This is a genomic window from Mucilaginibacter sp. (genome assembly GCF_025362475.1).
GTDB lineage: Bacteria > Bacteroidota > Bacteroidia > Sphingobacteriales > Sphingobacteriaceae > Mucilaginibacter.
Genome location: NZ_JANYGH010000001.1, coordinates 148,964 through 163,443, shown reverse-complemented (window position 1 = coordinate 163,443; position 14,480 = coordinate 148,964). Strand labels below are relative to the sequence as shown.

The 14,480-nt window shown below is 40.5% G+C and carries 10 protein-coding genes; 8 read left to right on the top strand and 2 right to left on the bottom strand.

The features are described from left to right. Positions 1–2: 2 nt before the first annotated feature. Positions 3–1,121 carry a glycoside hydrolase family 76 protein gene (locus Q0R88_RS00730; RefSeq protein ID WP_295711215.1) on the bottom strand — a complete coding sequence of 373 codons (1,119 nt, stop codon included), beginning with the start codon at positions 1,119–1,121 and terminating at the stop codon, positions 3–5. A gap of 699 nt (positions 1,122–1,820) precedes the next feature. Between Q0R88_RS00730 and Q0R88_RS00725 the strand changes: the two genes are divergently transcribed. From Q0R88_RS00725 to Q0R88_RS00690, 8 genes are all read left to right on the top strand, one after another. After that, a complete protein-coding gene (locus tag Q0R88_RS00725) occupies positions 1,821–4,538 on the top strand; it encodes an outer membrane beta-barrel protein (RefSeq protein WP_295711214.1) in 2,718 nt (905 codons plus the stop codon). Positions 4,539–4,716: 178 nt separating this feature from the next. Further along, entirely contained in the window at positions 4,717–5,562 is an 846-nt protein-coding gene (locus tag Q0R88_RS00720; protein WP_295711212.1) for an ABC transporter ATP-binding protein, read from the top strand. Further along, positions 5,555–6,340 carry a hypothetical protein gene (locus Q0R88_RS00715; protein ID WP_295711210.1) on the top strand — a complete coding sequence of 262 codons (786 nt, stop codon included), beginning with the start codon at positions 5,555–5,557 and terminating at the stop codon, positions 6,338–6,340. The genes Q0R88_RS00720 and Q0R88_RS00715 overlap by 8 nt, the downstream gene beginning before the upstream one ends. Positions 6,341–6,352: 12 nt before the next feature. Continuing rightward, positions 6,353–6,745, top strand: a complete 393-nt coding sequence (locus Q0R88_RS00710; protein WP_295711209.1) for a GntR family transcriptional regulator — start codon at positions 6,353–6,355, stop codon at positions 6,743–6,745. Further along, positions 6,742–7,476 (top strand): hypothetical protein, encoded by a 735-nt coding sequence (locus Q0R88_RS00705; protein WP_295711207.1) that lies wholly within the window; start codon positions 6,742–6,744, stop codon positions 7,474–7,476. The genes Q0R88_RS00710 and Q0R88_RS00705 overlap by 4 nt, the downstream gene beginning before the upstream one ends. A 26-nt stretch (positions 7,477–7,502) precedes the next feature. Further along, positions 7,503–8,390, top strand: coding sequence for an ABC transporter ATP-binding protein (locus Q0R88_RS00700; protein WP_295711205.1), 888 nt, complete (start codon positions 7,503–7,505; stop codon positions 8,388–8,390). A gap of 21 nt (positions 8,391–8,411) precedes the next feature. Next, positions 8,412–12,050: a hypothetical protein gene (locus tag Q0R88_RS00695; protein ID WP_295711203.1), complete on the top strand. Its 3,639-nt coding sequence runs from the start codon at positions 8,412–8,414 to the stop codon at positions 12,048–12,050. Positions 12,051–12,325: 275 nt separating this feature from the next. Then, complete coding sequence (locus Q0R88_RS00690; RefSeq protein WP_295711201.1) at positions 12,326–13,123, top strand: DUF3050 domain-containing protein; 798 nt, start codon at positions 12,326–12,328, stop codon at positions 13,121–13,123. A gap of 405 nt (positions 13,124–13,528) precedes the next feature. On the opposite strand, the gene Q0R88_RS00685 is transcribed toward Q0R88_RS00690, so the two are convergent. Next, positions 13,529–14,368 (bottom strand): aminotransferase class IV, encoded by an 840-nt coding sequence (locus Q0R88_RS00685; RefSeq protein WP_295711200.1) that lies wholly within the window; start codon positions 14,366–14,368, stop codon positions 13,529–13,531. Positions 14,369–14,480 lie beyond the last annotated feature (112 nt).

Below are 14,480 nucleotides of genomic sequence, written 5' to 3'. Positions count from 1 at the left end.
TGTTACTTTGTGGGTGGGCAAAGCTGCATAAAGGTTACTATGCTGCTGGCCTCGTATGATTGTATATCGCCGGTAGGGCAGCTTACCGCGTAATTGCGATAAGTAAGATTGCGCTTTGCGTCGCGGTTTTTCCAGGCGGTATTTATATTGTTCTGTATCCAGCTTAAATATTGGGTTTGGCCTCCCTCTTTTATTAACTGCATCACATATTGGGCAAAAATGGCTTTTAGCACACCTTGCTCATTAAAATCGCCCTCGGCAGGGAGTATGCCATTGGTGCATAGGTTGTTCTTAACATAATCTGTATAAAGTTTGGCATCGTTAAGGTAAGTAGCATCTTTGGTTGTTTTATATAGTTCCAAAGCCGCGCCAATAGCCGTGCCCGAGTTATAAGTATAATCCTGACCACCCGCCGGATTGTTGCCAATTTTATTATCGTTCACTTTGCCCGATGCATCAACCAAATTGGTTTTGCTCCAGGCATAAATTGATTTAGCCTTGGTTAAGTAAGAGGCATCGCCGGTGATGGTATATAAGCGCATAGCGGCAATAACCGTTGGATAATTAATGCATGAGTTTTTACCGCTGTGATTAAAATCCCAATACATGCCGCCATTAACGGAATCATATGAGCCTGCCCAAACATGATCAAAACCGGCCTTGGCTTTTTCCAGGTATGTGGCGTTACCGGTAATTTGGTTGGCACGGGCCAGCGACATTATCCACCACATCATGTCGTCATAAATAAACCATACTGCCTTATTGCTCCAGTTATAGGCATCATAATGATCATAGTTTCCCTGGTATATATCATTTATCATGGTTAGCTGGGATTTGGCTTTGGTACGCTGGTATACGTTCATAGCCATATCCCAATAAATAGCTTGCGCCCAAATGGCAGCTACACCATCCTTTTTGGTTGTACCGTAATATAATTTGGCTGTGGGGTTATAAAAGTAACTGTTGAACGCATTGTAGGCAAGGTCAGCATCGCTCGTAGTAAAATTCTTGTCAATAGATTTAACGATAGCAGTTTTTGTAGGGGGGATGTTTTTGTCTTTACTATAGCTTACAAACGAGATAAGCAACCCGGGAATAAATAAGCATAACGATTTTTTCATAGTGGTGTTTTTAAATGGAATATAACCTAATATAGTGTTGGGGGCAAGTTTAAATAAGCAGGAACAGAAATTTCCGGTACTGCTGCAATTGCGTATCTATAGATTTGTCTGTAATTATCTACATCGCCGCCTTTTAGGCGCTCGCAAAGCACAATGTCATTAACGGTCATTTAAAATAGGTAACTGGATGTTGGCGGTACAATTATCGGTCAAAAAAATTGCTTATGCCAAATCGCCGTAAAAAAGAATTGTTCCCTGGAAAAATAAGCATGGATTGAAGGTGGACGTTTATTTGTTTTTCTTTTAAATAGATAATTATATAGTTTAACGATATAGGTTAAACTAATATAATTAAAACAGATAAAATTTAATATTCAACAGATAATACTTTGAAACTATAGGCGTTTGATAGCCAGTTTATTTATAAAATACCTAAAGCTAATTTATTATGTACCGGGAAGTAGTTAATGATGAAATATTAATAGTATAATCCATTATGATCTCTACATAATCCATTGTTGTGGCTGATTATTGCGTATATTTTTGAAATAAACATTAACTGCCCTCATTTTATTATACCTGCCGGGATATTTTTGCTTCCCGTAATCAAATCTTTTTTCCTCCTTTATGACATAAAAATTTCGATCAGAATACCTTGCTTCACCTTGCCTTATCTACCTTATAACACCTTTCACCTGCATGAAATTCCTGTTTACCTTATTATTCCTTGTAACCGGTGTGTCCATCGGTTTTGCCCAAAATCACGCGTCCATTAAAGGTCGGGTTATTGATTCCCTTGATGGAAAACCTTTAGAACTTAGTACAGTAGCCGCTGTTGATGTAAAGGATACCTCGTTAATTGCCTATACTTTAAGTAAAAAAACAGGCGAGTTTGAACTCAGTAGCCTGCCAGCCGGTAAAAAGTTAAAACTGATTATCTCTTTCACATCCCATAAAAGCTTTGTTAAAGTATTCAACTTTCAAAAAAATGAGGCGGTAGATCTGGGCAGCGTTTCATTGAGCAACAAAATGCTGGCCGAAGTAGTAGTTAGGGCCGAGCGCGTTCCCATCACGGTAAAAAAAGATACTATTGAATTTAGTGCCGAGGCGTTTAAAACCAGGCCCAATGCAGTGGTTGAAGAACTGCTTAAAAAGCTGCCTGGCGTACAGGTTAACGGCGATGGAACCATAACCGTTAACGGGAAGGGGGTAAGCAAGGTACTTATTGATGGCAAGCAGTTTTTTGGCAGCGATCTTAAAATAGCCACCAAAAATTTGGACGCTGCCATTGTAGCTTCAATACAGGTTTATGACGACAGGGAGAACGATCCAGACCATTTGATAAGCGATACCAAGGTTCAAAAGGTAATTAACCTTAAACTTAAAAGAGCCATAAAACGGAGCATGTTTGGTAAAGTATTTGGTGGTGCAGGTACCCGTGACAGGTATGAAAGCGGCGGCCTGTTCAACTTGTTTCGCGATACTTTGCAGGTAAGTATTATTGGGCTAAGCAACAACCTAAACCGCACGGCGTTTTCAAACGATGAGCTGTACTCACAAGGTGGCTTTAACCGTAGTGGGGGTAACAGTTTATACAATGGCACGGTTAATACCGGTGGCCAGGGCTGGGGAGGTATTGAAAAAATAACGTCGGGTGGGTTTAACCTCAATACCGATTATGGAAAAAAGTTAAAACTAAACCTGCTTTATTTTTATAGTCAAAAAAATAATGTCTCACAAAATTCCGCATTTATGCAGAAGTTTTTGGGCGATACTACCCTGCATTCCACTTCGAACAGTGAATACCGGTCAAACAATTATTCACATTCCATAAGCGGCTTAATGGATTGGAATCCCGATACCCTCAATACCATCCACTACGCGCCAAAAGTGATCTTTAGGCGCGATAATTCGTCAAGTACTTCGTTCTCTGATAACTTCAACAGTATTGATGGTCATTTGAGTACTGCAAGCGGTAATTCAAGCAATAGCGGGCATGGTGCGGAATTTCAACAGGATTTTTATTATAACAAGCGTTTTAAAGGCAAAAGAGGGGCATCTATAAATATTGGCCACAACCTGGCGTATAGCCCTAATAACTCACAAAACCTTAGTGTTAACAATCTTCACTCTTTTGTATCCGACCTAAAATCAGATACCTTAAAGCGACTGGGCAATGGTAAAAGCACTAATTTTTCGGCAGCATTAAACGGAAGTATCCGGTATCCGTTCAATAAAAAAATAATTGCCGATATCACCACATCGGGCAATTACAACCGATCAGGAGAGGAGAGTTACGTTTATGATTACAATAAAAGCACACGGGCTTATGATATATATTTGCCAAGCCAAAGCACCAATCTTAAGCGGAATTTATTTACAGAGGATGTGAAACCGGGTATTACATACCAGGCTACCAAAAGTATATCGCTAATTGCAGGCGTGTCATTTAACTGGCAACAGGCCGAAAATAAATTTATAACCGAAACCAATTATCATAATTATCTTTTTGTGCTGCCAACTGTAAGGCTGGAACTGGGCTCTGCATCTATTGGCTATAGCCGGTCGGCCAATTTGCCCAGCTTATCGTCATTGCAACCTCAAACCATTGTTTACAGCCCTTTGTACACCTTTACCGGCAACCCATTGTTAAAGCCTACTACTTATGATAATTTAAATGCAAACTATAACAAGTATTTCCAGGCGTCGCAGGTGAATATTTATTTTTATGGCAGCTTTTCAACCGAGCAAAATGCGGTTGTACAAACGCAGATTAGCACTGCTAATGGAGCACAGGCTACAAACTTTGTAAACCGCGATGGGCAACTCAATGTAAACCTATCCATGGGTTTGTATAAGCAATTTAAAAAAATGGGTAAATGGACGTTAAACGCCAACTCCTCGCTAAACGGATACTTTCGCCGTAACCTTAATATTATTAACGGTGTAGATGGTTGGCAGAAAAGCTATTCGCCGGGAATTGGTCAATTTATCAACGTAAACTGGAATGACAAGATAGAACTGAACACAAATGTTGGTTATCGTACAAACAATACACTGTATAATTATGGTGACCATAAAAAGGTACTTAGCAATAACTTTAACATGAGTAATAACCTGGTGGTACGCTGGCCCAAACGAATAATATGGGAAACCAAGCAGGATTTTAACTACAACTCGCAGGTGAGTAATAATTTTCAAAAGGGCATCAATGTAGTAAGCAGTTCTATAGCCCTGCAAATGCTTAGAAAAGATCGCGGCGAAATAAAAATAACCGGCTATGATCTGTTTAATCAAAATACCAGCGTATACCGCTATGCCGGCGATAATTCTATTTACGATGTGCAAAACAACACCCTGAAAAGGTATTTCCTGCTTACGCTTACTTACAAGTTTAATAGCATGAGTACTAAATAGGAGGGGATTGATATTTAAGCCTTTAATAGCTTAACTTCATCGTTACCTCTATTTTTCGCATTAAGCTATCCATTGTTCCAGGCAGTTAGAAAAAACATTTATATTTTTTTCTGAGTGCTTGGAATTCTCAATTATACTTGCGTACATTTGTAGTGCACTATCTAACTATAGCACTACAATGATAGAGATAAAAGATCTGCATTTCGGGTACCAAAAAAACAAGCTGCTTTTTAGTGGACTAAACCTCAAACTAACTAAAGGGCATATTTACGGCTTGCTGGGAAAAAACGGCGCCGGTAAATCAACCTTGTTAAAAAATATAGCGGGGTTGGCTTTTCCTTTAAAAGGAAGTTGTGCTTTTAATGGCATGAACGTTTCCGACAGGCCGGTTTCGGTACTTGAAGATATTTACTTCCTGGCCGAAGAGCTATTTGTACCTGATCTTACACCCGCCCAGTTTGTGGCCAATACGGCATATTTTTATCCCAACTTTAGCAAAGCCGATTTTTATCAATACCTGAGGGCTTTGGATGTGGATATTGATGCCGTTATGAATAAACAATCATACGGGCAGCAAAAGAAGGCCATGATAGCTTTTGGGCTGGCCACAAATACAGGGTTGATGATCATGGACGAGCCCACCAATGGGCTTGATATTCCATCTAAGGTGCAGTTCAGAAAACTCATCGCATCAATACTTACCGAGGATAGATGTATTGTAATATCCACACACCAGGTAAGAGATCTCGATAGCTTAATTGATACCCTGCTGGTATTGCATGGTGGCGAGATTGTGATCAATCAGTCCATTGATGATGTAATTGAAAAAATCACATTCGGCAGTTATTCAGATACAGAAGATCTGCCTGTTCTATATGAGGAAAATGGTCCGCGGGGTAAAAACGCCATCCTTAAGAATACTACCGGCGAGTATAGTAAGGTAGATCTGGAAATACTTTTTAATGCCATCATTGCCGATAATCAACCTGTTTTAAAAACTTTAAATGCATCAGTAAATGAATAATATTTTTAAGCCCGCACGTTTCGGGATGCTGTTTATTAAATTCACAGCGGAGCATTATAAAAGCTACCTGATGTCGTTGATTGTGCTCATGGGAGTACTGATGCTTGGCGGCAGCTTTATGGTGTACCTAATAAACGTACGTATGGAAATAAGCCTGCAATTATTGCTGTTATTGTGGGTTGTAATGTTTACCGGAACGGTATTTACAAGTACCATATTTGCTGATATAAATAGTAAAAAGGCCATTACAAGCCTCACCTTACCAGCCACACATTTTGAAAAGTACCTGGTGGCCTGGCTCTATTCCTTCGTTATATTCCTGGTACTGGTAATATCAGCTTTTTACCTGGTGATGTTATTTTTATTGAACATCAAGCATTTTCCTGGGGAGCAGCAAGAGGTGTTCAGCTTATTTTATAATGTAAATGGTTTAAGCACTAGCGTGCTTTTTGTACTGCTTACCATATATGGTGTATTGCACTCCATTGCTTTTTTTGGAGCCATCTATTTTAAAAAGATGCATTTTGTAAAAACAGCGTTGCTGTTTTTTATAGTTATAGGTGTTTTAATTATATGCAATAATTTGGTTATGCGGCAAATGTTAAACCGGGATATTATCCAGGTAATGCCGTTTAGCAATGTAGGGTTCATGGAAAAAGGAACCATGTATTCTGTTAACGTGTCGGGTTTTGTGTGGACGGGCCAGGTGGTGTTTGTAGGTATGGCTTTGTTTTTTTGGGTAGCCGCCTACTTTCGTTTAAAAGAAAAACAGGTATGATCTGGTTTAACTATGGAGTTTAAAGATAAGGATGCCATATACCTGCAAATAGCAGCCTATGTGAGCGAAAATATATTATTAGGTAAATGGTTGCCGGATCAAAAGATTCCGTCGACAAGGGACCTTGCTATTGAGCTGGAAGTAAATCCAAATACTGTTATCAGATCGTACGAGTTTTTGCAGAGCCAGGAGGTGGTTGTAAACAAACGCGGACTGGGAATATTTGTGGCGGCAGATGGCCCTCAAAAAGTTAAAGCCTACCGTAAGGAACGTTTTATTCAACAGCAGATGCCTGAGTTTTTTAGAAATATATACCTGCTTGATATAGATATTAAGGATTTAGAGGCTATGTACGAAAAATACAGATTGGCCATTGCTCAACCCAAAACAGACCCAAACAAATGAAGACGAGTACAAAAATATTTATAGCTGCCTTACTGTTCCTGGTGTTATCAATACTGGGATATGATTATTTGCTAAAAAAGGAATTTAATACCGGCAAGTATAAAGATGTATACGCCTATTACATCCCGCTTGATTTTAAAAACTTTGATGTGTTGGATATTAATGCGGGGCACATAGCCAATGTAAAATTGATACAAGGACCGTTTAGTGTGAAGATAGAATCAGACGCCCGGCATTATGTAAAAGTAAAACAAACGGGTACTCACCTTCAAATAGATGTGAACCTGGCAGTTGAACGTTACTACAACCACAATGCCCAACTGTTGCTGATATCTTGTCCCGATTTAAAAAGTGTGAATGTTAATGCTTTTAGTACGGTTAAAGGGCAAAAAATTATTGATACGGTAACCACAGAAGGCTGGAATTCGCGCGAGGTTTTGATTGATGGCTTTAAACAGGATAGCTTAACTATTACCCAAAGCTACGGGAGCCATGTAGTGTTGGCTAATAATCATATTCGATCTGTAAATGCTGCGGTAGGCGAAAGCCTTTTAAGTGGCTCCATACTCACTATTTTAAAAAACAACCGCTTTGAAAACGCCAAGCTGCAGATTTTAAACCGGAGCAAGCTCATTTTACACCAGGCAAGCATACAGCACCTGGATTATAGCATGGCCGATAGTACACAGCTACTTATCAATGGAGCGGCCAATAATACAATAAAACGATAATAGAAATACCTAACCACTTACAACTTATGAAATTAGTTATCAATTCACTTTCAAAAACCTATGCCAATGGGGTGCATGCTTTAAAGGATGTATCACTGACCCTATCAAATGGCATGTTTGGTTTGCTGGGACCAAACGGAGCGGGCAAATCATCCCTGATGCGTACCATAGCTACCTTGCAGGAAGCAGATAAAGGCAGCGTTTTTTTGGATGACCTGGATGTGCTGAAAAATAAAACCGAAGTAAGGCAATTATTAGGTTACCTGCCGCAAGAGTTTGGGGTTTACCCTAAAATATCTGCCGAGCGGATGCTTGATCACATTGCCCAGCTTAAAGGGATCGGTAATGCCGGCGAACGGAAGGACCTGGTAGGCAGCCTGCTTGAAAACGTGAACCTTTCAAAAGACAGGAAGAAGCACCTTGGCACCTATTCGGGAGGTATGAAACAGCGTTTTGGCATTGCCCAGGCACTGATAGGTAATCCTAAGCTCATCATTGTTGATGAACCAACCGCCGGACTTGACCCAGCCGAGCGGAACCGCTTTTATAACTTGCTAAGTCAGCTGGGCGAAAATACGATAGTGATCCTATCAACCCATATAGTTGAAGATGTAAGCACGCTTTGCTCCAACTTTGCCATCATTTGCCAGGGCGAGGTGTTGTATGCAGGCCAACCCGATACTGCTGTAAATGAGTTGGAAGGTAAAATATTTAGTAAAGCCATCAGTAAGCAGGACCTCAATTTTTACCAGGACGATTTTACGGTGATATCCACACAGTTAAAAATAGGTAAACTACATATCCGCGTGATACAGGATACTGACCCGGGGAATGGTTTTGTAGCGGTAAGCCCTGGTCTTGAGGATGTTTACTTCAGCAATATTGCTACCCGTGTAGATGTAAATACCATTTAACCCTCTTTAAATCACAACAATATGTTCTGGAAAATATTTATTTTCGAGGTGCAAAATCGCCTCAGGAGGCCCGCGGTGTACCTATATTTTGCGGCCGCGCTAGTTTTTACCGTAATGACCTTTGCCACCGGTTCATTACCTTTAGGCGAAAAAGAACACATCAATGCGCCTTATGTAATTGCCCTTTGGTGCTCGGGTATCACCATGCTTATGATGTTGGTAAGCTCGTCCATTATGGGGGTAGCTTTATATCGCGATATTGAATACAATACCAAAGACTATTACCTTACTTATCCCATCACCAAAACCGGCTATTTTTGGGGTAGATATTTGGGTTCGTTTTTATTTATGCTTTTTATAGCAAGCTCCATTATTATTGGGGCTTACATAGGTACTAAACTTGGTCCTTTAATGGGCTGGAAAGACCCTAAAGAGTACGGCCCTAATAAGTTGGTGTATTATCTGCACCCGTTTTTTACAATGGCACTCCCAAACCTGTTTTTTACCTCATCGTTGTTTTTTGGATTAGTAGCGCTTACCCGCAATGTAAAGGTGATTTATAGCGGTGGGATCCTGTTGTTTTTAGGCTATTTTCTTTCCATCTTTTTCCTTAATCACACTAATAATGCCACGGTAATTATTAATGCCGATCCTTTTGGTCTCAACGCGGTTCGGTTGCTTTCGGGTACGGCAACTTCAATTCAAAAAAACACAACCTTGTTTCCTATTGAAGGCGCCTTTTTATTTAACCGCATCCTGTGGACAGGTGTAGGGTTAGTCATTTTGTTGTTTACTTATGTGCGTTTTAATTTTGAGCGGTTCTTTAGCGGAAAACGGGATAAATCGGCTATTGATGATGTAGTATCAAAAGTAAAGCGTTCGCTCATCTTAAACTCCAAAGTTAGTTTTTCGGGCTCCTATAACCGCAATACCCTGTTTAGTCTTACCAAGGTGGAGTTAACCAACATTATCCGTGATAATTATTTCTGGATCATTTTATTAAGCGGTGTTGGTTTTCTGGGTTTTGTTTTCTGGATGGGTAATACAGAGTTTGGTGTATCCTATTTCCCGCGTACCATTATGTTGATGGATATATTTAATGATGTATTCCCGTTCTTCATATTTTTCATCATTATATTTTATACCGGCGAAACGCTTCACCGCGACAGGATAACCAGGTATGCTTTCATCAACGATTCTCTGCCGCCGCCAAACTGGGTGCTAAATGGCTCTAAACTCATCGCGTTGCTCATTCTTGGATTTGGTTTATCCCTGGTTCCCTTAATAACGGGGCTGGTGGTACAAACTGCAAAAGGGTTTTATCAGTATAACCTGTCTTTTTATTTGGTTTACGTGTTTACCATTGTAATGCCCCGCCTATTGGAGATGGTTATATTCTCGTACATGGTGCATGTGCTTATTAATAATAAATTTGTGGCACATGGGGTAGGGGTAGCTTTTTGGGTGCTGGTTTTTTTCCTGAATGTAACGGGCATGTTTAACTATAACCTGCTCATTTATTCCTATACACCCTGGTATGGCATCTCGGATATGGATGGATTGGGTCATATGCTGAAACCTATATACTGGTTTAACCTGTACTGGCTGCTTTTTGGCGGTCTGCTTATCATCCTTTCGGCATTGTTTTATTATCGTGGCGTTACCAGTTCATTTAAGGAACGGCTTCAGTTGCTGGCCGAAAGGTTTGATGCTAAAACTAAGCTATTTACTGCCGTATTAGTAGCAGCTTTTTTAGCCGTAGGCGCTTACAATTACTATAACATAAGTTATTTAAACAATTTTTTAACCCAGGGCGAAAATGAGAACAGGGCTATTATTTATGAAAAAACGTTAAAAAAATATGCCAGCCTGCCGCTACCCAAAGTAACCCGCATGGTAATAAATGCGGATATATTCCCCGATAAGCAGCAGGAATTTGTAAAGGCCTTTATCACCGTTTTTAACAGAACCGATAAGTCTATTTCAAAGGTGCTGATGGACGGCGATGAGCTTGCTGATTACTCCATTAAAATGGATGGTAAACCGGTGCCGTTTACTTATCCCTTAACCTACCAAAGGGGGATGTTCAATTGGTTCAGGCCAAAGCGGGATACAGCCGATTTTCGTTTGTACCAGTTTCAAAAACCATTAGCTCCCGGCGATTCGGCGGTGTTCGAGATTAACTCATCAGTTACCCACAAAGGTTTTGAAAATGGCTTGTATGCTAAAAACAGACTGCGTAACGGTACGTTTTTTAACGGAGGGTTGCCCGGTATAGGTTATGATGACGATGACGAACTGAACAGCAATTACGTGCGTAAAAAAAATGGCTTGCCAGAGAAGCATGAAGATGAAATTGCGCAGAACAACCCGGTTGGTATTAGCACGCTAAAATCGGGCAGCGCTTCTGATCTTCTGAGCATAGATATTACAGTGAGCACATCAGGCGATCAAACAGCCATAGCTCCCGGCGAACTGCAAAAACAGTGGCAACAAAATGGCCGGAATTATTATCGTTATGTACAAACGCAACCGGGTATGTATGCTCCATTAGCTATTGTATCGGCAAAGTATTCGGCATCGCATGATAGTGTACAGCTTGATCATAAGGTTGATATCAATATCTATTATCATCCTGCTCATAATGCCAATATAGGGCGGTTTATGGCGGCATATAAAGATGGTCTTCGTTATTATTCCACAGCTTTTGGGCCATACCCTTTCAAAAATATCCGCCTGGCCGAAACCTCTGTATACGGCCCTCATGATGCTTCATTAAATACGATGGATACCTATGCCGAGTATTACGCGTGGAACGCTGATTTTAAAGACCCTAACCAGTTTGATTTTTGCTATTTTAATACCACGCGCGAACTGGCCCAGCAATGGTGGCGTTACCAGGTAGCACCTAATAGTACCGTAGGATCGTTGGTAATTCCGGAAGGATTGGCAACCTACAGTGCCCTGGTAATGGCCGAAAAGAAATACGGGAAAGATAACCTGAAATGGATCTTGTTAGATCAGATTGACTTTTACTCGTTTATCAGGCGGCGCATGGAAGACAAAGAACACCCGCTAATAAAGGCTGATAAATGGTTTGAGTGGGGCGGCAAAGCCGGTTTGGTGCTTTACACGTTGAAAGATCTCATGGGCGAAGATAGTTTAAACGCCGCCCTGCGGGAGTTTAAAGATGCCTATCAATTTAAAAGTAAGCCGCCCTTTGCAGGCAGTAATGATTTGTACCGATACCTGCAAAAGCACGTGCCCGATTCATTACAGTATTATTTAACCGATACGTGGCAAAAAATTACCCTGTATGATAATAAGGTGACCGAAGCTAAAGCTATACCAACAGGTAACAAAAATGAATATAAGGTAACCTTAAAGGTAAATGTTGAAAAGGTTTGGATAGATAAAAAGGGCAATGATATACCGGCCAGGAACATGAACGATTATATTGATATAGGGGTATTTGCTGCTAACAGTACTAATAGGGAAGGCCGCATGGTTACAAATCCACTTTACTTTAAAAGATATAAATTAACGGCTGGCCCGCATACCATAACTGCTATTGTTAAAGGGAAACCAATAAATGTGGGTATAGATCCATATAATAAACTGATTGACCGCATGCCTAATGATAATTCGAAAGATCTTTAATCGTGATGATTCATTAAATTTTTACGCTGCCGGATAGCATTGCACCATAATTAAAAAGTCAGCTGCTTTTACATAAAGGTAGCTGGCTTTTTAATCAAAATGCTTTATGGGCATCTAAAACAACAGCCATATTTATTTTGTGGCAATAATAAAATTCGCCGTTACTTTAAATCATTTTCAACTAACGTCCTATCAACCCAAAGTCAAAAACTGCAACTTGCTGTTATTTAACAAACTGGATTGCTACTTTTGCGGCTTCATAATTTTATTACCCCATGGCAAATTACAGCGACCGCATAGAACTTTTAAAAAAACAGATTAAGCCTTTACGTGATCAACTAATTCAACATGAGCTTTATAAAAACATCAATACCCTTGATGAGCTTACCGTTTTCATGGACCACCACGTATTTGCCGTTTGGGATTTTATGTCGCTGTTGAAATCGTTACAGCAAAAACTTACCTGTACGGTTACTCCATGGATGCCAACCGGGAATGCAAACACACGCTACCTCATTAATGAAATTGTAACCGGCGAAGAAAGTGATGTAGACGAAGAGGGTAACCGTACCAGCCATTTTGAACTGTACCTGCGCGCCATGCAGCAGGCCGGCAGCCAGGCAACAGCCATTAGCAACCTGTTTGATGAGTTAAACTTTGGCAAGCACATTGATGAAGCTTTGATCATTGCGGAGATTCCGTTGGCTACGCGTAACTTTATGCAGCATACTTTTGATGTTATCGGCACTAATAAAAATCATGTGCAGGCAGCTGTATTTACCTTTGGTCGCGAAGATTTAATACCAGATATGTTTTTAAGTATTGTAAAGGAGATTAACAAACAACTGCCCGGCAAGGTTGATATCCTGTTATATTACCTTGAACGCCACATTGAAGTTGATGGCGATCACCACTCGCAATTAGCCTACCAAATGACGGCCGAGCTTTGTGGCAATGACGACCAGAAATGGGAGGAAGCAACTGCCGCGGTTAAAGAAGCTTTACAGGCCAGAATTGCTTTATGGGATGGCATATTGACGGCCATTAAAGCCCCGGTAGGTGTGGAAGATTAATTCTTTTAATTTCTCATCATGAATTGTGAAATTTCGCGCAACTCTGAGGTGAAATGACGTTTAAAAAAGGGGCTGTCCTGCTGAGCCTGTCGAAGCATGTGGGCAAGGGCCTCTGCACACGACTCTTCGACAGGCTCAGAGTGACAGGCCATTTTGAATCCAATTACGGCTAACAAACTTGTCATAGGTAGTTTTAATTTAGGTGAACTCTGAAGGGGAAATGATGATTTGAAAGATTTGTCATCCTGGACGATAGTGAAGGATCTATTCGCAGACTATACAGGGCGGAGAAGCATGGCGAATAATAGATCCTTCACTATCGTTCAGGATGACAAAGAGTTTTTTTGCAACAATTTGTCATAGGTAAGAACAAAGCAATAACGGCTTCTATAAGTAGATTGCTATTTAATATACCTTATTCAACTCATCCATTAACTGCTTACTTATCCTGTTAAAGTAGCGCCTTACGCCAAAGCCCATTACGGTTTGGATACCGCGGGTAGCATTGGTTAAAAACACCTCATCGGCCTCGTATAATATATCGGGGTTTATCTGGGCTTCGGTAATTTGAATGTTATTATCCTGTGCCAGCTTGATCACCACCTGGCGCATAACACCTTCTACGCAGCCTTCGCTTAGTGCGGGGGTATATAAATGGTTTTGGTAATGGATAAATATGTTGGAGCTGCTGGCTTCGCATAAAAAACCATTCTGGTTGAGGAGGAAAACATCATCCAGCTTGTTTTGCGTTTTGTAGATACCCGCCATTACGTAAATAAGCGAGTTGCAGGTTTTGATGTTGGATAGATAGTTTGATGGCTTGGGCAGCTCGGTAAATACATCCATGATGAGGCCCTTCTCATTCAAAAAATAACGGGGTTCTTCAGATGCGGTTAGTTCCAGGCAGTAGCCCATTTTATTTTGCGTGGGAGTATACAATCCTTCGGCATCACGATAAACGGTTAAACGCAGTCTGCCATGTTTCGCTTTGTTCCGTTTGGCCAGCTCCTCCACAATCTCCTTCAAAAACCAGGCATCCATTTGCGAGTAACCATCAATTTTAAGGGCCTTCATTCCGCGTTGTAAGCGGTCGGCGTGCAAATCGGCAAACTTTAGCTGCCCTTTCATCAGGCGCATACTCTCAAACAGGCCATCGCCGTATTTAAAGGCACGGTTGGCTATAGTAAGCAGCTGACTATTTTGAGGAAGTATCTGTCCGTTAAAATTGATAAGCACAGGCGTCATTTTTAGATATGAGATATTAGGTTTGAGATTTTGACTTTTGGTGTAAACTAATTTGTTATTTGGTTGGATTTTATCTCCTATCTAACGTTTAATATATAAATTTTGGATATTA

Excerpts from the sequence above, each read along its gene's own strand:
- Q0R88_RS00730 (WP_295711215.1), bottom strand. The coding sequence starts at position 1,121 with ATGAAAAAATCGTTATGCTTATTTATTCCCGGGTTGCTTATCTCGTTT.
- Q0R88_RS00725 (WP_295711214.1), top strand. The coding sequence starts at position 1,821 with ATGAAATTCCTGTTTACCTTATTATTCCTTGTAACCGGTGTGTCCATC.
- Q0R88_RS00720 (WP_295711212.1), top strand. The coding sequence starts at position 4,717 with ATGATAGAGATAAAAGATCTGCATTTCGGGTACCAAAAAAACAAGCTG.
- Q0R88_RS00715 (WP_295711210.1), top strand. The coding sequence starts at position 5,555 with ATGAATAATATTTTTAAGCCCGCACGTTTCGGGATGCTGTTTATTAAA.
- Q0R88_RS00710 (WP_295711209.1), top strand. The coding sequence starts at position 6,353 with ATGGAGTTTAAAGATAAGGATGCCATATACCTGCAAATAGCAGCCTAT.
- Q0R88_RS00705 (WP_295711207.1), top strand. The coding sequence starts at position 6,742 with ATGAAGACGAGTACAAAAATATTTATAGCTGCCTTACTGTTCCTGGTG.
- Q0R88_RS00700 (WP_295711205.1), top strand. The coding sequence starts at position 7,503 with ATGAAATTAGTTATCAATTCACTTTCAAAAACCTATGCCAATGGGGTG.
- Q0R88_RS00695 (WP_295711203.1), top strand. The coding sequence starts at position 8,412 with ATGTTCTGGAAAATATTTATTTTCGAGGTGCAAAATCGCCTCAGGAGG.
- Q0R88_RS00690 (WP_295711201.1), top strand. The coding sequence starts at position 12,326 with ATGGCAAATTACAGCGACCGCATAGAACTTTTAAAAAAACAGATTAAG.
- Q0R88_RS00685 (WP_295711200.1), bottom strand. The coding sequence starts at position 14,368 with ATGACGCCTGTGCTTATCAATTTTAACGGACAGATACTTCCTCAAAAT.